At 72.7% G+C, this 23,481-nt stretch carries 22 protein-coding genes and 2 pseudogenes; 9 read left to right on the top strand and 15 right to left on the bottom strand.

The annotated features are described in order from the left end of the window. Window positions 1-46: 46 nt before the first annotated feature. From AB8A24_RS17340 to AB8A24_RS17305, 8 genes are all read right to left on the bottom strand, one after another. Complete coding sequence (locus AB8A24_RS17340; protein WP_369476460.1) at window positions 47-3,052, bottom strand: HAMP domain-containing protein; 3,006 nt, start codon at window positions 3,050-3,052, stop codon at window positions 47-49. Between the two features lie 114 nt (window positions 3,053-3,166). Further along, a complete protein-coding gene (locus AB8A24_RS17335) occupies window positions 3,167-3,616 on the bottom strand; it encodes an ATP-binding protein (RefSeq protein ID WP_328965156.1) in 450 nt (149 codons plus the stop codon). Between the two features lie 5 nt (window positions 3,617-3,621). After that, the gene (locus AB8A24_RS17330) at window positions 3,622-3,993 is read right to left on the bottom strand and encodes an STAS domain-containing protein (RefSeq protein ID WP_266386347.1); all 372 of its coding nucleotides are present in this window, start codon (window positions 3,991-3,993) and stop codon (window positions 3,622-3,624) included. 87 nt (window positions 3,994-4,080) lie between these two features. Then, on the bottom strand, window positions 4,081-4,947 hold the full coding sequence (locus AB8A24_RS17325) for a SigB/SigF/SigG family RNA polymerase sigma factor (protein ID WP_369476458.1): 867 nt from the start codon (window positions 4,945-4,947) through the stop codon (window positions 4,081-4,083). A gap of 562 nt (window positions 4,948-5,509) precedes the next feature. Beyond that, window positions 5,510-6,013: an NUDIX hydrolase gene (locus AB8A24_RS17320; RefSeq protein WP_369476456.1), complete on the bottom strand. Its 504-nt coding sequence runs from the start codon at window positions 6,011-6,013 to the stop codon at window positions 5,510-5,512. 52 nt (window positions 6,014-6,065) lie between these two features. Then, window positions 6,066-6,596: a copper chaperone PCu(A)C gene (locus tag AB8A24_RS17315; protein WP_328965159.1), complete on the bottom strand. Its 531-nt coding sequence runs from the start codon at window positions 6,594-6,596 to the stop codon at window positions 6,066-6,068. Further along, window positions 6,593-8,833: a heavy metal translocating P-type ATPase gene (locus AB8A24_RS17310; protein WP_369476517.1), complete on the bottom strand. Its 2,241-nt coding sequence runs from the start codon at window positions 8,831-8,833 to the stop codon at window positions 6,593-6,595. The genes AB8A24_RS17315 and AB8A24_RS17310 overlap by 4 nt, the downstream gene beginning before the upstream one ends. A 50-nt stretch (window positions 8,834-8,883) precedes the next feature. After that, window positions 8,884-9,126 (bottom strand): hypothetical protein, encoded by a 243-nt coding sequence (locus AB8A24_RS17305; RefSeq protein ID WP_369476454.1) that lies wholly within the window; start codon window positions 9,124-9,126, stop codon window positions 8,884-8,886. Window positions 9,127-9,415: 289 nt separating this feature from the next. On the opposite strand from AB8A24_RS17305, the gene AB8A24_RS17300 reads away from it, so the two are divergent. After that, window positions 9,416-10,126, top strand: a complete 711-nt coding sequence (locus AB8A24_RS17300) for a class E sortase (protein WP_328965161.1) — start codon at window positions 9,416-9,418, stop codon at window positions 10,124-10,126. Window positions 10,127-10,173: 47 nt separating this feature from the next. On the opposite strand, the gene AB8A24_RS17295 is transcribed toward AB8A24_RS17300, so the two are convergent. Then, on the bottom strand, window positions 10,174-10,569 hold the full coding sequence (locus AB8A24_RS17295; RefSeq protein WP_369476452.1) for a DUF4118 domain-containing protein: 396 nt from the start codon (window positions 10,567-10,569) through the stop codon (window positions 10,174-10,176). A 204-nt stretch (window positions 10,570-10,773) separates the two neighbouring features. On the opposite strand from AB8A24_RS17295, the pseudogene AB8A24_RS17290 reads away from it, so the two are divergent. From AB8A24_RS17290 to AB8A24_RS17280, 3 genes and pseudogenes are all read left to right on the top strand, one after another. Continuing rightward, a pseudogene (locus AB8A24_RS17290) lies at window positions 10,774-11,235 on the top strand (cation:proton antiporter regulatory subunit); the annotation flags it as partial. Beyond that, window positions 11,234-11,512 (top strand): annotated as a pseudogene (locus tag AB8A24_RS17285) (cation:proton antiporter); the annotation flags it as partial. The pseudogenes AB8A24_RS17290 and AB8A24_RS17285, both read left to right, overlap by 2 nt. Window positions 11,513-11,624: 112 nt before the next feature. Further along, the gene (locus AB8A24_RS17280; protein WP_369476450.1) at window positions 11,625-12,386 is read left to right on the top strand and encodes a YqjF family protein; all 762 of its coding nucleotides are present in this window, start codon (window positions 11,625-11,627) and stop codon (window positions 12,384-12,386) included. Window positions 12,387-12,393: 7 nt separating this feature from the next. On the opposite strand, the gene AB8A24_RS17275 is transcribed toward AB8A24_RS17280, so the two are convergent. Continuing rightward, window positions 12,394-12,798, bottom strand: coding sequence for a helix-turn-helix domain-containing protein (locus tag AB8A24_RS17275; protein WP_328965164.1), 405 nt, complete (start codon window positions 12,796-12,798; stop codon window positions 12,394-12,396). Window positions 12,799-12,977: 179 nt separating this feature from the next. On the opposite strand from AB8A24_RS17275, the gene AB8A24_RS17270 reads away from it, so the two are divergent. Further along, window positions 12,978-13,895, top strand: coding sequence for a SigB/SigF/SigG family RNA polymerase sigma factor (locus AB8A24_RS17270; RefSeq protein ID WP_369476448.1), 918 nt, complete (start codon window positions 12,978-12,980; stop codon window positions 13,893-13,895). Between the two features lie 81 nt (window positions 13,896-13,976). On the opposite strand, the gene AB8A24_RS17265 is transcribed toward AB8A24_RS17270, so the two are convergent. Beyond that, entirely contained in the window at window positions 13,977-14,453 is a 477-nt protein-coding gene (locus AB8A24_RS17265; RefSeq protein ID WP_328965166.1) for an ATP-binding protein, read from the bottom strand. 135 nt (window positions 14,454-14,588) lie between these two features. Between AB8A24_RS17265 and AB8A24_RS17260 the strand changes: the two genes are divergently transcribed. Continuing rightward, window positions 14,589-15,671: a mechanosensitive ion channel family protein gene (locus tag AB8A24_RS17260; protein WP_266386325.1), complete on the top strand. Its 1,083-nt coding sequence runs from the start codon at window positions 14,589-14,591 to the stop codon at window positions 15,669-15,671. A gap of 50 nt (window positions 15,672-15,721) precedes the next feature. Continuing rightward, window positions 15,722-16,003, top strand: coding sequence for a WhiB family transcriptional regulator (locus AB8A24_RS17255; protein WP_328965168.1), 282 nt, complete (start codon window positions 15,722-15,724; stop codon window positions 16,001-16,003). 65 nt (window positions 16,004-16,068) lie between these two features. On the opposite strand, the gene AB8A24_RS17250 is transcribed toward AB8A24_RS17255, so the two are convergent. Continuing rightward, on the bottom strand, window positions 16,069-17,142 hold the full coding sequence (locus AB8A24_RS17250; protein ID WP_369476447.1) for a PI-PLC domain-containing protein: 1,074 nt from the start codon (window positions 17,140-17,142) through the stop codon (window positions 16,069-16,071). Between the two features lie 289 nt (window positions 17,143-17,431). Between AB8A24_RS17250 and AB8A24_RS17245 the strand changes: the two genes are divergently transcribed. Further along, entirely contained in the window at window positions 17,432-18,985 is a 1,554-nt protein-coding gene (locus tag AB8A24_RS17245) for an alpha/beta fold hydrolase (RefSeq protein WP_328965170.1), read from the top strand. Between the two features lie 17 nt (window positions 18,986-19,002). On the opposite strand, the gene AB8A24_RS17240 is transcribed toward AB8A24_RS17245, so the two are convergent. After that, window positions 19,003-20,049, bottom strand: a complete 1,047-nt coding sequence (locus AB8A24_RS17240; protein ID WP_369476445.1) for a medium chain dehydrogenase/reductase family protein — start codon at window positions 20,047-20,049, stop codon at window positions 19,003-19,005. Between the two features lie 163 nt (window positions 20,050-20,212). On the opposite strand from AB8A24_RS17240, the gene AB8A24_RS17235 reads away from it, so the two are divergent. After that, window positions 20,213-20,893, top strand: coding sequence for a TetR/AcrR family transcriptional regulator (locus AB8A24_RS17235; RefSeq protein WP_369476443.1), 681 nt, complete (start codon window positions 20,213-20,215; stop codon window positions 20,891-20,893). 91 nt (window positions 20,894-20,984) lie between these two features. Here AB8A24_RS17235 and AB8A24_RS17230 read toward each other — a convergent pair whose 3' ends face one another. Both AB8A24_RS17230 and AB8A24_RS17225 read right to left on the bottom strand, forming a co-directional pair. After that, window positions 20,985-22,550 (bottom strand): mucoidy inhibitor MuiA family protein, encoded by a 1,566-nt coding sequence (locus AB8A24_RS17230; RefSeq protein ID WP_369476515.1) that lies wholly within the window; start codon window positions 22,548-22,550, stop codon window positions 20,985-20,987. Window positions 22,551-22,564: 14 nt separating this feature from the next. Further along, window positions 22,565-23,481, bottom strand: a 917-nt coding sequence (locus AB8A24_RS17225) for a DUF4139 domain-containing protein (RefSeq protein WP_369476441.1), incomplete at its 5' end; no start/stop codon positions are given.

Below are 23,481 nucleotides of genomic sequence, written 5' to 3'. Positions count from 1 at the left end.
CGGTCAGGGCGGATCAGGGCGCGGTGCCGACCACCGCGAGCCCGCCTCACGTCAGCCAGGTGTGGATGCGCGCGGCCAGGTCGTCCGCGTCGACCGGCTTGGTGACGTAGTCGTCCGCCCCGGCGGCCAGCGCCTTCTCACGGTCCCCCGGCATGGCCTGGGCGGTGACGGCGACGATCGGGACGTTCGTGTAACCGGGCAGCGCGCGGATGGCGGCCGTGGTGGCGTAGCCGTCCATGCCCGCCATCATCACGTCCATCAGGACGAGGTCCACGTCGTCGTGCTCGGCCAGGAGCTCCATGCCGGTGCGGCCGTCCTCGGCCCGCAGGACCCGCATGCCCTCGCGCCGGAGTACCTCCGTGAGCGCGAAGACGTTGCGGGCGTCGTCGTCCACGACGAGAACGGTGGGGCCGGGTGCCACCGCGGGCTCCTCGGGAAGCGGTTCGGCCGGTACGGAGCCTTGCGGCACGTCGGCGGGCGGGTGCGGGAGCGGACGGGGAGCCGCCGCGCCGTCCACCGGGGCGTCGGGGGTATCCGTGTCGGAGGTCCTCGGCGGCGCCGCGGACCGCAGTGCGGCCTGCTCCGGCGTCCGGAGCGGAAGGAAGAGGGTGAAGACGCTGCCTTCCCCCGGCGTGGACCGGGCTTCGATCAGGCCGCCCAGCAGGTGGGCCACCTCTCTGCTGATGGACAGGCCCAGCCCCGTACCTCCGTAGTGGCGGCTGGTGGTGCCGTCGCCCTGCTGGAAGGCGTTGAAGACGGTCTCCAACCGGTCCTCGGGGATGCCGATGCCCGTGTCGGACACCCGGAAGGCCGCGACGGGCGCATCGCCCTGGCCCAGCGCGGGCGGCAGCTCGGTCGTGGTCGCCCGGTCCACCCGTAGCTCCACGTGCCCCTGCTCGGTGAACTTCACCGCGTTGGCGACCAGATTGCGCAGTACCTGGCGTAGCCGGGCCTGGTCGGTGAACAGGACGTCGGGCAGTCCGCCCCCGGTGACGACCCGCAACTCCAGGTCGCGGGCGGCCGCGACGGGCCGGAAGGTGGCGTCGAGGGAGGACAGGAGCTGCTGGAGCGGGAAGACCTCGGGGTGCAGGTCCATCTTGCCCGCCTCGACCTTGGAGAGGTCGAGGATGTCGTTGATCAGCTGGAGCAGGTCGGAACCGGCGGAGTGGATGACCTCGGCGTAGTCGACCTGTTTGTCGGTGAGGTTCCCGTCCGGATTGCGCGACAGCAACTGGGCCAGGATCAGCAGGCTGTTGAGCGGAGTGCGCAGTTCGTGGCTCATGTTGGCCAGGAACTCCGACTTGTACATGGAGGTCCGCGACAGCTGCTGGGCCCGCACTTCGAGTTCCCGCCGCGCCTGCTCGATCTCCAGGTTCTTGCGTTCGATGTCCCGGTTCCGGTCGGCCAGCAGGGCCGCCTTCTCCTCGAGCTCGGCATTGGATCGCTGCAACTCGCCCTGTCGGGACTGGAGTTCCTGGGACCGTGAACTCAGTTCGGCCGTCAGGCTCTGCGACCGCTCCAGCAGCTCGTCCGTACGGGCATTGGCGATCAGCGCATTGACACTCACGCCGATGGCCTCGATGAAATGGTCGAGGAAGTCCCGGTGGATGGGGGAGAACGGGGCGAGCGAGGCCAGTTCGACAGCGCCCAGGGCCTGGCCCTCCACCACGATCGGCAGGACGACGAGGACGGCCGGCTCGGCGGCGCCGGCACCGGAGGCGATGGTGGCGTACCCGGGCGGCACCCCCTCCACGGTGAGGGTGCGACGCCCGCCGGCGGCCTGCCCGACCAGCGACTGGCCGAAGCGGAAACGGCGCGGGGGAGCGGCGGGGTCGTCCGGCATCCCGTAGGCGGCCCGCATGATCAGGAACCTGCCTTCCTGGTCGTCCTCGGCGAGGAAGAAGGCGCCGTACTGGGCGTTCACCAGCGGTGGTACCTCGTTCATGATCAGTTGCGCCAGGTCGGTGAGGTCGCGGGTTCCCTGGATCAGGGCCGAGACCCGGGCGAGATTGGTCTTGAGCCAGTCCTGTTCCTGGTTGGCGCGGGTGGTCATGCGCAGCGACTCGACCATCGCGTTGATGTTGTCCTTCAGATCCCCGACCTCCCCCGGGGCCTCGACCGTGATCGACCGGGTGAGGTCGCCCTCGGCCACGGCACTGGTCACCGCCGCGATGGCGCGCACCTGGCGGGTCAGGTTGCCGGCCAGCTCGTTGACGTTCTCGGTGAGCCGTTTCCAGGTGCCGGAGACGCCCTCGACCTCGGCCTGGCCGCCCAGCTTGCCCTCGCTGCCGACCTCGCGGGCGACGCGGGTGACCTCGGCGGCGAAGGAGGACAGCTGGTCGACCATGGTGTTGATGGTGGTCTTGAGTTCCAGGATCTCGCCCCGGGCCGAAACGTCGATCTTGCGCGTGAGATCGCCCTGGGCGACCGCCGTGGTCACCTGGGCGATGTTGCGCACCTGATTGGTCAGGTTGTCGGCCATGGAGTTGACGTTGTCGGTCAGGTCCTTCCAGGTGCCGGAGACGCCCTGCACGGTGGCCTGGCCCCCCAACTTGCCCTCCGTGCCGACCTCGCGGGCGACGCGCGTGACCTCCTCGGCGAAGGACGAGAGCCGGTCGACCATCGTGTTGATGGTCTCCTTCAGTTCCAGGATCTCGCCACTCGCGTCCACCCGGATCTTGCGCGTGAGGTCGCCGCCCGCGACGGCGGTGGCGACCTGGGCGATCGAGCGGACCTGGGAGGTGAGGTTGTCGGCCATGGTGTTGACTCCGGTGGCCAGTTCCTGCCAGATGCCGCTCACCCGGTGTACTTGTGCGTGCCCGCCGAGCAGTCCCTGGCCGCCGACCTCGCGGGCCACCCGGGTCACCTCCGACGTGACCAGGGACAGCTGCTCGACCATGCCGTTGTAGACCGTGGCGATCTCGCCCAGGAGGCCCTCGGAGTCGGCCGGCAGCCGGGTGGTGAAGTCTCCGTCGCGGACGGCCGTCAGCCCGTCCAGGAGCCGCCGCAGCGCCTCCTCGCCCAGCTCAGGGCGTTGTCGCGCATCGTCCATGGACGCCTCCGCAATCACTGTGACACGTGGTGCGGACCGGGACATCCCGGGAGCGTCGGGTCCACGATCGTCCGGTTCGCCGCCGGTCGGCGGCCGCCGCCCGGTTCGCCGCCGTCATCCGGGAACGCGGATCCCCGGGGGGCACGGCACCTCGCACCACACCCGCTTGCCGTCCACCCCCGGTTCGGAGCCCCAGTCCCGGGCCAGACGCTCCACGATCAGCAGCCCGTGACCGCCCGGCTGTCCCCGGTCGCCGGGACCGTGCGCCGGCACGCGTACCGGCGGGGCCGGGTTGCCGTCCGTGACCTCGATCCGTAGCCGCTCGGCCGAGCAGTCCAGGACGAGCGCGCGGGGCCCTCCGCCGTGCAGGCAGGCGTTGGCCACCACCTCCGACACCAGCAGGAGCACGTCCTCGGCGGTCTCCCGGGCGATCTCACCCGTTCCCGGGAGCCAGTGCCAGGCGGTGAGCGCCTGGCGGGCGAAGTCACGGCTGCGCGAGACGACGTCGGTGGTTCCGGACAGGATCAGGCTCCAGGTCCGGTCTGACGGCCCGGGCTGCTCCATGACGCTCAGGCTCCTCCGCCGCGTGTCGTCCTCAGGGCTTCCCCCACATCGGAGTGGACGGGGAACACGCCGTCCGCACCGGTGATCCGGAACATACGGGCGACGGGTCCGTGCAGGCCGACCAGCTCCAGGGTGGCCCCCGTCTCCTGAGCCGCGAGGCGCGTGTTCAGCAGCACGTTCAGCCCGGTGGAATCACAGAATCCGAGCCCTGCCAGATCGACCAGCAGCCGACGCCCCGGGGCGAGTGCCCCGTCCAGCGCATCCCTCAGCGGCTGCGCCGTGTCGTGGTCCAGTTCCCCCGCGAGCGCGAGGACAACGGCTCCGTCCACGGCCTGGACCGCGACGGTGAAGCGTTCGCTCTTCGCTTCCGGGACCATCCGGCATCACCCTTCCGTCGTGCACTGCTGCACCTGCCCGGGTTCCAGCGCGATATGCCTGTCCGTCCCGTGCGGAAGGGGACCGTCTCATGCCACCTCGGTCCGCGGCTCCTCGGCGAGCAGCCCCTCCCGCAGTCGGCCCAGGATCCGGGCCAGCAGCCGGGACACGTGCATCTGGGACATGCCCAGGCGCTCGCCGATCTCGGCCTGGGTCAGCTCCTCCCCGAAACGCAGGGCGAGTATCGTCCGGTCCCGTTCGGACAGCTCTCCCATCAGCGGTTTCAGCGATTCCAAGTCCTCGACCGTCTCGTACCCGCTCTCCTCGACACCGAGGCTGCGCGCCGAAACACCGGGCGGCTCGTCGTCCTCCGCCGTCATGGGGACGTCGAGGGACAGGCTGCTGAAGCCGTTGGCCGCGAGCCGGCCCTCGCAGACCTCCTCCACCGTGATGTCCAGCCGGTCGGCGAGCTCCTGCGCCCGCGGAGCGTGACCCAGCTCCTGCTCCAGGGCGTCGTTCGCCTTGGCCAGGTCGATGCGCAACTCCTGCAGCCGGCGCGGTACGCGGACGGCCCAGGTCGTGTCGCGGAAGTACCGCTTGATCTCTCCCACGATGGTGGGCAGGGCGAACGACATGAACTCGAACCCGCGCTCCGGATCGAACCTGTTGATGGCCTTGATCAGGCCGATCGTGCCGACCTGTATGACGTCTTCCCACGGTGCGCCGACGTGGCGGACGCGCGTGGCCGCGTACTTGACCATGCTCAGATTCAGTTCGACCAGGGTGTTGCGCACGTACGAGTACTCTGCGGTCCCCTCGTCCAGTTCACGCAGCCGGCGGAAGAGGGTGACCGACAGGTCGTGTGCCTCTGCGGTGCTCACGGACTGCGGATCGCGGATCTCGCGAACGTCCCGCAGCGACGCGGAGCCGACCTCGGTACGGAGAGTGGCGGGCATGTCGCCTCCTCGGGGAGTTCCCTCAAGCCACATACCCCCTACCGGCGGGTTGAAGCTGTGCATGCCGTGGCAGTACGTCACTCTTCGTGAGCGAACGGGCGGGCGAGCGGTCCGCGCTTCTCAGCCCCTGGGGGCGGACACCGGTGCGGGAGCCGGTACCGGCCCGGGCAGCGGACCGGGCGGAGGCAGCGGATCGGGCCCGGGGGCGGGCTCCGGCCAGGGGTCGGGTTCGGGCCGGGGCGGCTCCGGAGGTACGGGATCGGGGCCGCCGGGACCGGGAACGGGCCCCGGAAGCGGACCGGGCCCCGGCCCGGGGCCGGGCCCGGGCGCCGGCGTGGGGTTGGGCGGTACCGGGTCGTCGGGAAGGGCGTGCATGGGGAACACCTCGGCTCGGTAGCGGTCACGGCGCCGACCGTCCGCCACGCGGTGTCACGCGGTACGCGGCGGACCGTACGACGGTCGTGCTGTCCTCGCGCGACTACCCGGTCGGACCGGATCGATGCGGACCACCCCGGCGACCCGTGCGCCGGGCCGAAGGCGCCCCCGACTCGGCGCCCCCGACTCAGGGGCGGCGCGCGCTACCCAGGGCGCGATGCCGGTCGAACGCCTCGCGGGCTTCCGGGACGAACGCGGAGCCGCGCACGAGCTCGTCGAGCTCAGGCTCCGTCAGCCAGTCGAACCAGACGACCTCCCCCGGATCGGGCCGAACCGGTGCCGTGACCACGGCTTCGTGAAGGCCCAGCCAGTAGGGGCCGATCGCGCCGTCGCACAGGAACTTGAACACGAAGCGCGGCGCGGCCCGCACCCCGAGCTCCTCCGCGAGTTCCCGGGCGGCCGCTTCCTCGTAGGACTCGCCGACCTCGACGGCGCCACCGAGCATCCAGTTGAACTGCCCCGGGAAGCGGGACGCGTCGTCCGGTCGACGGTGTACGAGGATCCGTCCGTCGCCGTCGCGGCACACGATCGTCGCGACGCGGTGCAGCCGGCGCTCCCGGATCGCCTCCGCGCGGTCCACGACCGCCACCACGCGGTCCCGCTCATCGACCTGCTCCACCAGTTCGGCCATGCGACACACGATCGCAGAGGCCGGCTCCGGGAACGCCTGCGGGTACCCGATGTCAGCTGCCGGGCCGGACCACGACCGCCACCACCTCGATCGGCGCGCTGTAGCGGAAGTGGAGGACGAACGGCACCATGTCGCCCGCCTGCCAGCCCATTTCCTTCGTCCGGGTCGTGACGCTCAGGTCGAAGGGGGACATGGTGACGGTGTCACCCGCGGGCACCCGCACCGAATCCGTCGTCCGGACGAGGTCGGCCCCGAGCCCGGCGCGCTCGCGCCGGCTGAGCAGTGTCTCCTCGACCCCGGGTGACGTCACCTCGGTCAACTGGTCCTCCGAGCCACCGATGTTGGTGATGTCGAAGAAGGCGGCCGTCTCCCGGCTGCTGCCCTGGGGCAGCAGGACACGACCGTTCCCGGCGGCGATCTGTGGTGGGCTGCCCGCGGCGCCGGACGAGGTCCAGGCCGTCAGCCCGGCCAGCGCGACCGAGCAGGCGACCACCGGGACGAGCGCGGCGCGCAGCCCCTCGCGCGCGCGTCGACGGGTCGGGAACCAGCTGCCCGGGGACCGCTCCGAAGGTGAACGCGTCATCGCCCCGTACCTCTCGTTCGGCTGTGGGCACCCGCCCGGTGTGATTGCGGTGCCGGCTGCCACGTACGCAACCGGAGACTGTTGGCCACCACCATCAGGGAACTCACCGACATCGCGGCGGCCGCCACCATCGGGTTGAGCAGCCCCACCGCGGCGAGCGGCACGGTGACCACGTTGTACCCGAAGGCCCAGACGAGGTTGGTCCGGATCGTCCCGAGGGTCCGCCTGGCCAGCTCGACGGCGTCGGCTACCGCCTCGATGTCGCCGCGTACCAGCGTGACGTCGGCCGCGCCGATGGCCACGTCCGTTCCGCTCCCCATGGCGATGCCGAGATCGGCCCCGGCCAGGGCCCCGGCGTCGTTCACCCCGTCGCCGATCACCGCGACCCGGCGCCCCTGACCGCGCAACTCCCGTACGAGCCGCGCCTTGTCCTCGGGCGAGCAGTGCGCGTGCACGTCCGTGATGCCGAGCGCGGTGGCGACCCGGGACGCGGTGGCCTCGCGGTCGCCGGTGGCCAGTACCGGCTCCACCCCCAGGCGCCGCAGCCGGTCGACGGCTCGGTAGCTGCCGGGGCGCAGGACGTCCCCGACGGCGATCAGGGCCTGGTCGGCGCCGTCCACCCGGACCAGGACCGGAGTGTGCGCGGCCGCCTCCGCCTCGGCCAGGGCCCTGTCCAGTGACGGATGCAGGTCCGCACCGGCGGCGCAGACCTCCACGCGGTGGCCCTCCACGAGCCCGGTCACCCCGATGCCCGCGGTGGCTCGGAAATCGGTCACCTCGCCGGGCGGCCGGGTGTACGGCTCCTGCCGGCAGTACGCGACCACGGCGCGGCCCAGCGGATGCTCGGAACCCTGTTCCACCGCCGCGGCCAGCCACAGGGCCCGCTCCCTGCCGATCCCGTCCGGTACCGCGGTCACGCGCGCGACGGTCATGTGGCCGGTCGTCAGCGTGCCCGTCTTGTCGAGGATCACGGTGTCGACGTGCCGCAGGGTCTCCAGCGCCCGCGGGCCGCTGACCAGCAGACCCAGCTGCGCGCCCCGGCCCGTGGCCGTCAGCAGGGCGGTGGGCGTCGCCAGCCCCAGCGCACAGGGACAGGCCACCACCAGGACGGCCACACAGGCCGTGACGGCTGCTTGCGGATCGGCCCCGGCACCGAGCCAGAAGCCGAGAACGGTGACGGCCAGCGCCAGCACCACCGGCACGAAGACTCCCGCCACCGTGTCGGCCAGCCGCTGGGCCCGGGCCTTTCCGGCCTGCGCCTCGGTGACCATGCGGGTGATCCGGGCGAGCTGGGTGTCCGCTCCGACCGCGGTGGCCCGGACGAGCAGCAGACCGCCCGCGTTCATCGCACCGCCGACCACCGCCTGGCCGGGGCCCACCTCGACGGGCTCGCTCTCACCGGTGACCAGGGAAAGGTCGACGGCCGAACCGCCGGAGGCCACCACCCCGTCCGTCGCGACCCGCTCGCCCGGCCGGACGACGAACTCCTGCCCCACCCGCAACTGCCCGATCGGGACGAGCCGTTCGTGGCCGTCCTCCCGTACGGTCACGTCCTTGGCGGCCAGCCCGGCGAGCGAGTGCAGTGCCTCCCCTGTGCCGCGGCGCGCCCGGGATTCGAGGAAGCGTCCGGTCAGCACGAACAGCGGGACCCCGACCGCCGCCTCCAGATAGATGTGGGCCACTCCGCCGCCGGCCGAGGGCAGCAGGCTGAACGGCATCCGCATCCCCGGATCGCCCGCCCCGCCCAGGAACAGCGCGTACGCCGACCAGGAGAAGGAAGCGACGACGCCCAGCGACACCAGGGTGTCCATCGTCGCCGCCGCGTGCCGCAGCCCCCGTACCGCGCGGGTGTGGAACGGCAGCGAGCCCCAGACGGCGACCGGCGCGGCCAGGACGAAGCACAGCCACTGCCAGTTGCGGAACTGAAGGGCGGGCGCCATCGACAGCACCAGCACCGGCACGGACAACAGGGCGGTGATCAGCAGCCGCCGCACCTCCTCGCCGCCGGGGGAGCCTCCGGTCCGCTCCGAACGCGCCCGGTCCTCCTCCGGCTCGGGCGGCGCCGGTACCTCGGCCCGGTAGCCCGCCCGCTCGACCACCGCGACGAGGTCGTCGGCCGTCACGTACGACGGGTGCAGCACCCTGGCCCGTCCGGTGGCGAGGTTGACCGTGGCGCTCACACCCTCGATCTTCGCCAGCCGCTTCTCGACACGGGTGACACAGGCCGCGCAGGTCATCCCGCCGACCACCAGATCGGTGGTGGCCACCACCTCGGTCCGCTCGGCCGTCACCGCGTGCCACCCGTACCGCCGGTGTGCCCGTGCGGCCGTCCCAGGTCTCCGACGAAGCCGGGGCTCTCGACCTCGGTGGACCGCATGCCCGGGGCCACGGGGCCGGCGCTCGCCCCCACCGCGTACGCGGCGCCGAACATCACTATGAGCAGCGCCACGAAGCCGGCGAGAGCGGGCGGCGGCGCCCACCGCTTCAGCGCGGTGATCGCCAGGGTCGGGTACTGGTGCCGGTCCGTCATCGTCACTCCGGATTCTTGTACACGGTTCCAGACGGACGGGGCGCCGATCAGGCCGTGCCGGAGCCGGGACGGCGCTCCCTCCGGCGAGGTAGTCGCAGCGGGGCGGAAAGAAGTTCCCGCGACTTCCGAATCGGTTGAATCGGCTGAACCGGTGTCCCCGACCGTGGGGAGCGAGGTCACAGGGCCGGACCCTTATGGACCTCTTGCTCCGTATGTCACTCTGGCCGGGCGTATCGGGTCCACCCGCCCGCCGCCCGCCCCGGCCGATCGACCGACAGGGAAAATGCCCATGTCCTTGCCGTTCCCGTACCGAGCCGTCCCCGCCGTGCTGGCCGGTGCCGCGACCGCCCTGCTGGTGGCGTGCACGCCCTCGACGGCCGCCGGTGCGGCGGTGTCCGCTCCCGCCGCGGCCGCCACGCCTCCGGCGGTGGTCACCCCCGCTGCCGCACCCGCACCCCCAGCCGCTCCCGCGTCCGCGCCCGTGGAGTCCACGCTGTCCATACCCGCCGCGGGTATCACCGGGCTGCGCGTGGTCCCGTACGAGGGCACCACCGACGACGTGCCGGGAACCCGTATCCAGGACCTCGGTGTGGCGGCCAGCCCGTACGGGAAGCGGGGCGGGGTCGGGCCGGGGCAGGTGGGCAATTTCCTGATCACCGCGCACCGCCTGTCGGCCGGTGGCCCGCTGGGGCGGCTGCCCACCGTCGCGCCGGGCGACACGGTCCGGGTGACCGTGGGGGAGGTGGTGTACACCTACGAGATCACCGAGACCCGCAAGACCTCCTTCCGGTCGGAGCCCTCACTGGGCGAACAGCGGGCCCCGGTGCCCGGGAAGCCCGGGGCGGCTCCCACCCAGGCCATGATCACGATCTCGACCTGCGCGACGCCCGAGGACCACGCCGAGGGCAACTTCTGGAGCGACGCCCAGGGCAATCCCGAGCACCGCATCGACAAGATAGGTGTGCTGCGCAAGACCTCCGGAGCCACGCCCGCCGGCTGACGCGCCGGCTGACGCGCCGCTGATGCGCGGCTGCGAGCGGCGCCGGCCTACGGCGTGAGCCTGCGGTGCGCGGCGCGCGCGTGGATGAGGCGGGCGATGGCGGTTCCCGTGCCCGCCGCGGCGAGCAGGCAGACGAGGCGTACGACGTCGTACGGGGTCTCCCAGCTCAGCTCACCGACGGGCGCGGTCGCGAAGAAGTTGAGCACGAGCCAGCAGAGCAGGGCGGTCCCCGGGGCCGCGGTGAGGCGGGCTCCCGTACTCACCACGGCCACGGCGAGGGAGAGCGCCAGGAGGTCGACGGTGGGGTCGTCGGGTCCGTCCAGGAGATTGAGCACGGCGACCAGGGCGACGGCGGCGCCGCCCGCCTTTGCCCAGACCGAGGTGGTCGCGGCAGGGCTGGGTACGGGACGAATGCCCGTGCTGATCCGTTTCCACTGGACCATGCGACGCCTCCTTCGCGCGATGCCCCGCCGTCGGGGCTCTCGGAGATGATGCCCCACCGGGTGCGGGGGCTCGGCGCCGCGAGTGCGACCGTTCCACCGCACCGCCGGCCCCGGCCACGCGAAAGAAGCGTCGCTAAAGTGGCGGCAGGAGCGGAGAGTTCGCGGCTCCCCTTCGTCGGTCACCGCACCCACCGGGGGTTTTCCGTGCCCGTTCCACGTCTGAGCAGGACACCGCTGCCGGGCATAGGCGTGCGCTACGACCTGACCACCCGTGAGCACCGCCGTCTCTCGGTGGTGGCCCACCGGGACGGGGCGCGGACCCTGAACGCGTACCACCGTGACGATCCCGACGCGTCCGCGCCGGCGGTGAGGTTGACCGCGGATGAGGCGGACGCGTTGATCGACGCGCTGATGCCGTCCCACCACAGCCCCGGCCTGCTCTCGACCACGGACCTGGGGCTCGTCGCCGAGCGGATCGAGCTGACCTCGCATGCCCGTTGGAACGGGAGGGTGTTGGGGGAGACCCGGATACGCACCGAGTCCGGCGCGTCCGTCGTCGCCGTGCTCCGCCGCGCCGAGGCGATCCCGTCGCCGGCGCCGGACTTCCGGCTGGCGGGCGGGGACGTCCTCATCGTGATCGGCACCCGCGAGGGCGTCGACGCCGCAGGGCTCCATCGTCATCGCCGGTCTCGCCGTGGGCGTCGAACCCAGGATCGGCCCGCTGGCCACCGCCTACGTCCTGCTCCTCGTCGTCATCGGCCCGCTCACCGCCCGCTACACCGAACCGCTGGCCGGCCGTCTCACGCGCCGCGCGGAGCCCTGCGTGCCGGTGATTCCTCCCGCCGAAGCCGAAGCCGAAGCCGAAGCCGAAGCCGAAGCCGAAGCCGAAGCCGAAGCCGACGCGCGACGCGGGACCGGTGTCAACGTGACCGTGGACGCCTGAGCCCGAAGCCCGGCAGGACCGCCCCGTCGCCGGCCGCCCCCCCCACGCACACACGGGCACGGCGCCGGGGGCCGCCGGCGTCGGCGCGGGGTGCGCGGGGAATACTGGCCGAATGCGTCAGACGCCGCCGCCCGCCGCGGTCCCGGAGCCGGTGACGGCCGACCCGCCGCACCCGGTGGACCGCCCGCTGCTCACCCAGTCCTGGCTCGACCTGGCCTTCCTGCACTGGGCCGCCGACCCCGCCCAGGTCGCCCCGCTGCTGCCGGCCGGCACCGTGCCGGACACCCTGGACGGGGTCACGTACGTCGGCCTGGTCGCCTTCCGCATGCACAAGGTCGGCTGGTTCCGCCTGCCCGGTGTCCCCTACCTGGGCTCCTTCCCGGAGACCAACGTCCGCCTCTACTCCGTCGACGCCCGCGGCCGCCGCGCCGTGGTCTTCCGCTCGCTGGACGCCTCCCGGCTGCTCCCGGTGGCCATCGGCCGGGCGGCGTTCCGGCTCCCGTACGTCTGGTCCCGGATGACGGTCCGTCGCGGCGGTGGCACGGTCACGTACACCAGCAGCCGGCGCCGGCCCGGCCCGCGCGGCGCCCACAGCCGGATCGCCGTGCGCGTGGGTGGGCCCATCGCGGAGCCGACGGCCCTGGAGCACTTCCTGACCGCCCGCTGGGGCATGCACACGGAGCTCTTCGGCCGGCCGCTGTACGTCCCGAACGCGCACCCGCGCTGGCCGCTGCACCGCGCCGAGCTCCTCGACTGCGACGAGGACCTGGTGGCCGCCGCGGGCCTGCCCGCCCCGGCCGGGCCGCCGGTGAGCGTGCTCTACTCGCCAGGGGTCCCCGTACGCTTCGGACGGCCGTCCCTGGGACGCCCCTGACTCGGGGCTACACCGGGGTGCGGGGCTCGCCCTGGCCGGGTGTGTCGTTCGCCACCTCGGCGGCCGGCGAGGACGGCGAGGACGGTGCGGACGGCGCCGCCGGTGTGGGCAGGGGGCCGGTCAGGTAGGCGAGCAGCCCGGCGATCTCGTGGTCGGCCTCCGCCGGGTGGCGGAAACGCGCGCCGGAGGCGACGACGTAGCGGTTGCGCCGCCCGTCCCGGGTCCTGCTGAGGTACCCGTCCGCCTGCAGGTCCGTGACGATCGCCTGCACGGTGCGCTCGGTCAGACCGCACTCCGCCGCGATGTCGCGCAGCCGGATGCCCGGGTCGCGCGCGATGGCGATCAGAACCCGGGCATGGTTCGTCAGGAAGGTCCAGCCGTTGCGGCGGGGGCCCGTGTGCTCGCTCTCCACACGGTCATTCTTGAGGGATGACTCACGAAATGCAATTCCCGAACCGGTTTTCCGGTATTACTTGACGTCCGTCCCTTGCCCCGACAGGGTGCAGGGGAGGCGGAAGCAGAGTTCCGCTTGACCAGAGCTTTCGAGCGACGCACCGCACCGCAAGCACACGTGCCCAAGGAGCGAAGACGATGACCTTCACGGCCACGGCCGAGGCCATGACCCCGACGACGATCCCGACGACCGCCGCCCCCGGCGGTGGCACCGGCGAAGCACCCGCACTCGGCGGGCTGCCGGACGTGCCCTGCCCGCGGGAACTGTCGACCAGCGACGCCCGTGAGCTGACCCGTGTCTTCTTCGACCGGCTGCAGAGCCTCGAAGAGGGGACCCGCGAGTACCAGTACGTGCGCAACACCCTGATCGAGATGAACATCTCACTGGTGCAGTTCGCCGCCCGCCCGTTCCGCGACCGCCCCGGCGGCCCCGAGAACGAGGACATCGTGCAGGTCGGCGTCATCGGTCTGATCAAGGCCATCGACCGCTACGACCCCGAGCGCAACACCCAGCTCAGCACGCTCGCCCTGCCGTACATCACGGGCGAGATCAAGCGCCACTTCCGGGACACCACCTGGGCCGTGCGGGTCCCGCGCCGGCTCCAGGAGCTGCGCCTGGAGCTGGCGAAGGCCACGGAGGAGCTGACCGCCGAGACGGACCGCGCGCCCAGCCCCGCGGAACTCGCCGAGCGGCTGGACCTCACCGAGGAGGAGGTCCGCCAGGGCCTGGTCGCGGCGAACGGCTACTCCACCCAGTCCCTCGACGTGCCCCAGGACAGCGCCGCCGGTGGCCCTCAGGCGTCCACGGCCGCGCGCAGCCTCGCCGAGACCATGGGTGACATCGACCCGGCCCTGGAGGCGGTGGAGGACCGGCAGGCCCTCGCGCCCCTGCTCGCCGACCTGGACGAGCGCTCCACCCAGATCCTGGAGCTGCGCTTCGGCCAGGAGATGACCCAGGCGGAGATCGGCGAGGAGATCGGCCTCTCCCAGATGCAGGTGTCCCGCCTGCTCACCCGCACGCTGGGCTCCCTGCGCGAGGAACTGCTGCACAGCTGACCCCGCGAGCCTGACCCTGTGAGGCCGACCACGTCCGGCCGACCCGGGCCCGCCTGAACCCGTCCGACCGACGCGTCGGGTTCAGGCGGGCCCGGGTCGGCCCGTTCGCAGGCGCTCGGCGTCGATCTCGGCCCAGACGACCTTGCCGCGCCCCACCGCCTGGACACCCCAGCGGTCCGCGAGCCGGTGCACCAGGCGCAGTCCGTGCCCGCCGGGACGGCCCGGGCGGGCCGAACGCGAAGGGCGCAGCGGTCGCGGGAGATCACCCAGGCCGTCGTAGACCTCGACGCGCAGCACGTCTCCGGCGCGGAGCATCAGCTCGTAGCAGCCGCCGGCGTGCAGTTTGGCGTTGGTGACGAGTTCGGACACGACCAGGACCGCGTCCTCGGCGGTGTCCTGACCGTCCCACCCCCAGTCCGCCAGCGCCTCACGGGTGAACCTGCGGCCCCGCGCGACCTGCCGGCAGGCGTCGCGCAGGGCGAGCCGACGGAGCTGCGTGAAGGTCGGCCCCCGCGCGTCCGATACGGGCCCGCCGGTGTCCGGTCCGATGGTCTGCACTGCGCACTCACCTCGTCCTCGGCTGTCGTCTCGTGGTCGCTTGTACCCACCATCGGGAAACGGACGCCCCGTTTGTCCCGGCGTGCCCCGGGCACGCGCGACGGGACCCGTCCCCCAGACCCATCCAGAGGAGTCATGAACAGCCTTCTGCAAGTGCCGGCCGTCATCGGCGGCGCGATCGTGCTCACCTTCGCCGCGGGCCGGGTCACCGACCTGCTGCTGCGGCGCGCGGCCGCCCGTCACCCCGAGACACCGCTCTGGACCATGCTGCGCCGCTGCCGCACGTCGGTACGCGTCCTGCTGCTCGCGGCGACGCTGCGCGCCGTGTACCGGCAGATCGGGTGGCAGCCGCTGCAGGAGCACGCGACGGCGGTGGGGAGGATCCTGACGCTCGTCCTGATCGGCGCGAGCGCGTGGTGCGTGGTCCTCGTGACCTCCGCCGTGGTCGAGTCCTCGTACGCCCGCTACGCGCTCGGCACCCGCGACCCCTCCCGGGTCCGCCGGGTCCGCACCCAGGTGACGCTCATCATGCGGATCGTCACCGCCGTGGTCGCCGTGGTGGCAGCGGCCGCGATGCTGCTGACCTTCCCCGACCTGCGCGCCGTCGGCACCTCGCTCCTGGCCTCGGCCGGGATCATCGGCATCGTCGCGGGCGTGGCCGCCCAGTCCACCCTCGGCAACCTCTTCGCCGGATTCCAGATCGCCTTCGGCGACATGGTGCGGATCGGCGACACCGTCGTGGTGGCCGGCGAGTGGGGCGTGGTCGAGGAGATCACGCTCACCTTCCTGGCCGTGCGCACCTGGGACGAACGCCGCATCACCATGCCCGTCTCGTACTTCACCGGGCGGCCCTTCGAGAACTGGTCGCGCGGCGGGATCCAGATGACCGGCACGGTCTTCCTGCACTGCGACCACACCACCCCCGTCGCCCTGATGCGCGAGAAGCTCAAGGAGATCCTCGACGGCTGCGAGGCGTGGGACGGCCGCGGCTGGGACCTGGCGGTCACCGACACCACGCCCAGCGCCATCGTGGTGCGGGCGATCGTCACCGCGAAGGACGCGGACGACCTGTGGACCGCCCGTTGTGCGGTCCGCGAACAGCTCGTCGCCTGGCTGGCCGAGAAGCACCCCTACGCCCTGCCCCGGGTCTCCACGGCCGCGGCCCCGGCCACACCCGCGGACGGTGTTTCGAAACGCGCACCCGGGTCAGACGCGTGAGGGAGAAGGGCAAGGACAACGACACGAACGCGGATGAGGGGAGTGGGGACATGACGAAGGTGGCACGCCTGCCGGGCCGTGCGGAACACCTGTGGGAGTGGCAGGAGGAAGCGGCGTGCCGGGCGCTCGGTACGGACCGGTTCTTCCACCCGGCGGGGGAGCGTGGCGAGGAGCGCGCCGTACGGGAGCAGCAGGCCAAGGAGGTCTGCGAGCTGTGCCCGGTGCGAGCGGAATGCCTGGACCACGCGCTGCGCGTGCAGGAGCCCTACGGTGTGTGGGGCGGACTGACGGAGGACGAGCGACGGGAACTGGGCGCACGCAAGGCGGGCTGACCGGCCGGGTGTGCCACGCCGCGCCGTACGCGGCGATCCACCCGGCCGGTGGGCCGGTGGGCGGGTCAGGGGCGGGCGTTGAGCTCCGCGACGATGGAGGCGGGCGTGTGGCCGCTCCCGTCCGACAGGCGGTGGAAGTCGACGGAAACGAAGTTCGGATCGCGGCCCCCGGTGGCCGACCGGCACTGCTCGGCGATGCGGTTCCGTAGCTTGGCGCCGTTGTCCAGGGCCGCCGTGAGGACGGTGGGAACATTGCGGTGGTGGCTCATCGTGAACAGGCGCCGGAATCCGGGCTCCTGACGGTCCAGTGGCACGTCGGCCCAGCGGCTGACGCACGAGACGTCGTTGCCCAGGTCCCCGAGGCTCCAGAAGTTGCTCACGGTCCAGGACCTGTCGTACATGACGCCCAGGTGCTCCCGGTCGGACCGGTCGGAGAAGATCAGCAGCCGCTTGCCGGAGGTGACGAGATCGGCCACCTTGGGCCAGCCGTGCTGCCGTACGCCCCACTCGTCGGCCCGGAAGAGCATGTTCTGCAGCCCGTTGACGCGGCCGAGGGACGCCTGCAACTGGTCGGCGCCGACGTAGTCCTCCAGGAAGACGGTCACGACCTCCTGCGGGTGGGTGGCGAGGAAGTCCACCACGGTCTGCATCGTGCCGTGGAAGGTCTGGCGCGGCAGGGCGTAGGTGGCTCCGGCGAAGGTCTTGCAGTCGCCGTGGCACAGGTACACGTCGCTGGGGTAGCAGTCGCTGCCGAAGCTGATGACGCACAGCCAGGTGCTGCGTTCGTACCAGTGCGTGTCCAGGCTCAGGCCGCGTACGCCGTTGTCGAGCTGGGCGCGTACGGACTCGGACTGGTTCACCGAACTCCATCGGGAGTCCTCGTAGTTGGTGAAGGCGTTGTGGGTGGTCAGGAAGGCGACCTCGTCGAGCCGCCGGTCGCCCCAGCGGGCGGTGGCGGCGGCGTTCGCCGCGGCACCGGCGGTGCTCACGGTGTTCGTCGGGGCCGTGGCGGCCGTGGCGGGGGTCGGGGGCCGGGGTGCGGCGGCCGCCGTGGTCACCGTACCCACGAGGGCCAGCACGAGGAGGCACACCAGGGCCCGCGACCGCACCCGCAACTGCATGTGCATGTCAATCAACACGGCGCGGAGAATAGCGTGCGGGCCGTGGATCCGCCCCCCTGCGGACGCGTACGACTGTCGTCCGGCCTGAGCCGGCCCGGTCCCGCCCGGCTCGCGTGCGGTGTCGAAACGCGGTTGGGTGGAGGCATGAGCGGTTCGTGCCGATGCGACGGCATCGGCGGCCGCGCCACGCCCCCGACGCGACGGAGGAGGGCGGATCATGCCTGGACCCGCACCCGCACCCGTACCCGCAGCTGGACCCGGAGTCGGACCCGGACCCGGGTCCGGACGTCGACGGGGACCCCGGCCGGTGCCCGGTCGGCGCCGCCGCGCGGCAGCCCTCGCCGTGGCGGCCATCTGCTCCTCGATGCTCGTCGCACCGGACCTCGCCGCGGCCGGGGCGGAGCCGTCGCCCTCGCAGAACGTCCCCCGGCTGGACTGGAGCCCCTGCAAAGCCGGTAGCCCGTGGGACTGCGCCACCGCCAAGGTGCCCCTGGACCACGCGGCCCCCGCCGGCCGCACCATCGACCTGGCCGTCGTCCGCCGCAAGGCCGGCGACCCCGCGAAACGCGTGGGCACGCTGTTCGTCAACCCCGGAGGTCCCGGCGGCCCCGGGACCGTGCAGGTGCCGCAGAACTACGACTCCTTCCCCAGGGAGCTGCGGGAACGGTTCGACATCGTCAGCTGGGACCCCAGAGGCATCGGCAACAGCACCGCGGTGAACTGCTTCGACACCCCCGAGGAGGCCCAGGCCTGGGGGGCGGACAAACCGGTCGGCTTCCCGGTGGGCGACAAGGAGCGCACCACCTGGATCGACGCGTACGAGGACCTGGGCCGCCGTTGCGAGAAGCGCGACGCCGACCTCCTGCGCCACGTGTCGACGACCGACACCGCCCAGGACCTCGAACTGCTCCGCCGGGCGGTGGGCGAGCCGCAGCTCAACTACCTCGGCGTCTCCTACGGCACCATCCTGGGCGCCACCTACGCCAATCTGTTCCCGGACAAGGTCCGGGCCATGGTGCTCGACAGCAACATCGACCCGCTGGCCTGGACGAACAACGCCTCGCCGGGCGAACCGCGGACCACGACCCTCCTGCGCATGGGCTCGGACCGCACCGCGGGGACGACCATCGACAAGTTCCTCGACCTGTGCGGATCCGCCGGCACCGCCCGCTGCGCCTTCTCGGCCGGCAGCCCGGAAGCCACCCGCGACAAGTTCGACCAGCTGATGCGGCGGCTGCGCGAGCACCCCGTGGGCCCGTGGACGTACGCCGCCACGGTCGCCGACACGGTGAGCGGCCTCTACATCGTGAAACCGGGCTGGACCGATCTCGCCGCCCGGCTGCAGGACCTCTGGCAGGGCCGCACCCCGAAGCCGCCCCAGTACCCGCCGCCGCCCCCGGTCGCGAACCCGAATCCGTACCTGGGTGAGGAGCAGGCGGGCGCCGTGTGGTGCGCCGACAGTCCCAACCCGCGCGACCCGGCCGTCTACGAGGGTCTGGCGGAGGACAGTGCCCAGCGCGCCGGCGACGCCGGACGGTACTGGACCTGGTCCGGTGAGCCGTGCGCCACCTGGCCGGTCCGGTCCGCCAACCGCTACGAAGGCCCGTGGAACAAGCCCACGGCGCATCCCGTGCTGGTGGTGGGCACCACGTACGACCCCTCGACGCCGCACTCGGACGCCCAGGCCATGGCCGAGGAACTGGCGGACGCCCGGCTGCTCACCAACAACGGGTACGGCCACACCGCACTCTTCAACAACGGCAGCACCTGCATCAACGACTACGAGAGCCGCTACTTCGTCGACGGCACCCTGCCGCCGCCCGGCACGGTCTGCCAACCGGACCGGATCCCCTTCTCCTGAGGTGCCCGGCGGCCGGGTCACGGGACGAGGACGACCTTCCCGGCGACCGTGCCGGACTCGGCCAGGCGCATCGCCTCGGCGGCGCGGGCCAGCGGGATCTCGGCCGCCACCTTGGCGGTGATGTCACCGTGCTGCAGGGCCGTGAACACCTGGGTGAGGTCGGAGCGCAGGCGGGCCCGGAAGCGGCCCTTGGCGTAGGCGCGGCCGGCCCACACGTTGAAGAAGTACGCGCGGCGGCCGTTGGGCAGCGCGTTCCACACCCACACTCGGCCCAGCAGCTTGAGCACCGGCCACGAGCCGGAGCCCTCGTCGTCGCGGGTGGCGGCGCTGCCGTACGAGACGAGCGTGCCGCCGGGGGCCAGGAGCCGCCAGGATGCGAGGATGCCGTCGCCGCCGACGTGATCGAACACCGCGTCCACCCCGCCGGGCGCGAGGGCCCGTACGCGTGCCGGGACGTTGCCGGACCGGTAGTCGATGGGGGTCACGCCCTGGGCGCGTAGCGCGTCGTGGTGGCGGGTGGAGGCCGTGCCGATCACCTGGGCGCCCGCGGCCAGCGCCAACTGGACCAGGATCGAGCCGACCCCGCCGTTCGCGCCGTGGACCAGGACGGTCTGGCCGGCGCGCACCCGGGCCTTGCGGTGGAGCATCTGCCAGGCGGTGATGCCGTTGACGACCGCGGTCTCCGCGTCCACCGGGCTGACCCCGTCGGGTACCTCCACCACGTCGGCGGCGGTGAGTGCGACGTGGCTCGCCCAGCCCCCGGTCTTCGTCAGGGCGGCGACCCGCTTGCCGAGCAGCGCCGTGCTGACGCCCTCACCGACGGCCAGCACCGTGCCGACCAGGTCGTAGCCGGGGACGAAGGGGAAGGGCGGCTGGTCGTAGTACCGGCCGCGCCGCATCTGCTGCTCGGCGAAGGAGACGCCCGTGGCCTCCATGGCGACGACGACCTGGCCGGCCGCCGGCGCCGGGACGGGACCGCGGTGGAACTGCAGGCCCTCCGGCTCGACCTTGCCCGGCAGAACGACCTCGACCCGCTCGACGGTGTTCGTCATCATGACCTCCATGGAGTTTCTGTATCTCGTGTTCGTTAGAAGCTATAACAAGAATGAGGATGCATCTCGCGCATGTCAAGGGGTGGCTTCTCGTATTGCGAGTAGCTGTGCCGATGGTGATAGCCTCTAACTCGTCTGATGGTGAAGAAGGGAGCGGCGAGAGGTGGAGGCGGGCATGACGGGCAGCACGAAGACCCCCCGGGAGCGGTACCGGCAGCAGGTGCGTGAGGAGGTCAAGGAGAAGGCCTGGCAGCAGATCGCGGGCTCCGGCGCCTCCGCGCTCTCCCTCAACGCGATCGCCAAGCAGATGGGCATGAGCGGACCGGCGTTGTACCGGTACTTCGCCAACCGCGACGAGCTGATCACCGAACTCATCCGCGACGCCTACCGCAGCCTCGCCGACGCCTTCATCGCCGCCGCCGCCGCTGCCGACGATGACGCGGGCGCGGGCGCGGGCCGACCGGACCTCGCCGGACTGGCGCACGTGCTGCGCCGCTGGGCCCTGGCGGACCCGCACCGCTACTTCCTCATCTACGGCACCCCGGTGCCCGGTTACCACGCACCGGCGGACATCACCGCGATCGCCTCGGAACTGATGTCCGTCCTGCTGGACGCCTGCGCCGCCCCGGCCACGGAGCCGCACGCCTTCGAGGACCACCTGGCCACCCACCGCGCATGGGCCGACAGCCACCCCGACGCCCCGCCGGCGGCACTGCGCCAGGCCCTGGCCTTCTGGAGCCGCCTGCACGGCGCCCTGTCCCTGGAACTGGCGGGCCACTTCACCGGCATGGGCCTGGACCCGGCCCTGCTCTTCCAGGCGGAGGTGGACGCCCTCACCGGCGGGCCGACCACCTGACGGTCATCTCGGGCAGAACGCGCGGCCGGCGCCGAGGTCCCGTGGCAGCGCCCGGAGGCGCCGGCGGTCGGTGGTCAGGGCCGCGGCCGCCTCAGAGGCCGGTGACCTTGGAGCTCGCCGACAACTCGTAGACCAAGGTGACCGTCCGCCGGCCGCCCGGAGCGAGCGCCACGTCCCAGCGGGCGATGCCCTCGGAATCGACCCCGTCCGGCGCCGGCGAGCAGGCCTCCTTGCGCAGGCGCACCTCCACCGCCGCGACCTCCGAGACCGGGATCCGCTCCCGGACGACGACCACGCGTTCGCCGTGGTCCCCGGGGGCGGAGAACCGGGACAGGTGCAGCCGGACCGTGCGGGTGATCACCGTCCGCTGGGTGAATCCGGCCGAGTCACGGGACTCCTCGGAGTACCGGACCACCCGGTGGTCGTCGCAGCTGCCGAAGGCGAGCTCGACCGGGGCCCCCGGTGCGGTGAAGTCCACCGTGCCGCGGCCGCTGAACCCGCTGCCGCGGACCAGATCCACGGGACCGGCCAGCAGGGCGTGACCGGACCGGTTCTCGAAGGACACCACCCGGGTGACCAGCGGGGACAGCTCGGGGGAGCAGGCGTACTCGCTGCGCGCGGCCGTGGTGAAGGCCGAGAGCGGCACCCGGTGGGCGCATCCGTCCCCGCGTACGGAGACCGGTACGGGGGAGTGCAGCACCCGCGCCTCGCCCCCGTCGTCCACCCCGGGCAGGCCGAGCACCTGGGCCGCCGGACCAAGGTCCGCGATCTCCTCCTCGCGCAGTTCCACGTCGACCGTGCGGCGCTCCGCCGCCGTGCGCTCCCCCAGCGTCAGCCGGTCCTCGCCCAGCCGTGGCGGCTCGGTGGCCAGCGCCGACCGGGCCGTCGACAGGGTCAGCCGTACGTCGGACCAGTCCTCGCCGGTGCGCTGCCAGACCATCGCGTCCGTCTCCAGCGTCAGCGAGTCCCCGTCCAGTACGGCCCGGTAGGCGGGCCGCCACAGCGCGCACGGGACGAGGTGGCTCAGACGCAGCCGGACCGGACCGGCGGCCGCGCTGTCCACGGTCAGCTCGATGTGACCGACCATTTCGGCGGGTTCGGTCTCCGAGCGGTCCATGGCCTGCCGGGTCTCCCCGAGTTCGACGGCGAGGGCGGCCAACCGGGCGTCCACGGTCCGCAGTCGCTCACCGTACGTATCGCGCTCGGCGTCCACCCGGTCCATCTCGCGGGCCCAGCGGGGCGCGTCGGACTCCCCGGAGCCGGCGCCCTCGCCGATCTCCCGCAGCAGATCGGCGGCGAGGCGGCCGAGCAGGTCGAGCCGGGCGTACAGCCGATCGCGCCGCTGCCCCAGGGCGAGCTGCTCCTCCTCGAGGACGCGCACGCGCCGGCGCAGGGCGGAGTCCTCGTCGGCGGACGGCAGCGGTCCGCGCGGCTCCCATGTACGGACGATGCGTACGTCGAGCACGGTGGCCGGGTGTTCGGCGGCCAGCTCGGCGTGCAGGGTACGGTCGACGGTCAGCGCGCTGACCGGACCGAGCCGCAGCCGCTGGACCCCCGCCGCCAGGTCCAGTACGGCGGTGCGCTCGATGTGGGCGCGGTCCTCCAGGCAGGTGACGGCGGTGACGGGAAGGGCGATCGGCTTCGGGGCCGTGGGCATGGACATGGTGGGTGTCAGCTCCTGCGGTTGCCGCCGACCACGGCCTTGCCGGCCGGGATGCGGATCTCGTAGCCCCCGGCGAGGGCGGTGGTCCCCCCGGCGGGCAGGTCCACCCGCCAGACGCGGGTGCCCGGGGCGTGGTGTTCCGGTCCGGCGCCGTCCTCGGGCCTCGTCCAGTCGGCGCGTTCCTCGATCCGCACGTCCGGATCGGAGGTGACGGGAACCCGCTCGTGGACCTCGACGGTGACCGGCCCGGCGAGCCGGTTGGCCAGTTCCACGTGGACCTGGTGGTCGAGCACGGTGGTGTTGTTGCGCAGGCCCGAGGTCGACTCGCGCAGGTTCGTACGACGGGTGACCCGGACGCCTTCGGCGGGCCCGAGCCCCACCCGGCGGACTCCGCCGGGGGCGAGCGTGGGCAGGGCGGCGGTCAGCAGGAAGTCCTCGTCGACGGTCACCTCCACCGGCCCGGCCAGCAGCGCCTGGTCGGTGGCGTTGGAGAGCACCAGCGTCGCGTAGACGGTCTGCTCCACGGAGGGCACACAGACGTACTCGGTGCGCAGACCGACCGGGATCTCCCCGACGGTGACGGTGTGCCAGGTGCCGTCCGACGGAATGTCGGCGCGGGCGGCGGCGTCGAACCGGTGGTCGAAGGAACCCGCCGACTCGCGGGGCCGCACGGCGTGCCCGGGCAGCGGCAGCCCGCCCACCGCCTCGGCGCGGCGGCGGTGTTCGGCCGCCACCGGGTCGGCGGGGGAGTCGGCGAACAACCGGCCCCTACGACCGCCGCGCTCGTCGGGGCCGCACAGGACGAGGGCGGCGTAGTCGAGCTCGGCACCGCTCGGCTGCGGCGGACCGGCCGCCGGTTCCGGCACCGGAGCTGACGGAGGCGCCGGGGGAGCGACCCCGCCGGGGGCCGCGGGAGCCGCGGGAG

This window comes from Streptomyces sp. BF23-19, assembly GCF_041106355.1.
Taxonomy (GTDB): domain Bacteria; phylum Actinomycetota; class Actinomycetes; order Streptomycetales; family Streptomycetaceae; genus Streptomyces; species Streptomyces virginiae_A.
The sequence above is the reverse complement of the archived record's forward strand: the minus strand, read 5'-3'. Positions and strand labels throughout refer to the sequence as shown.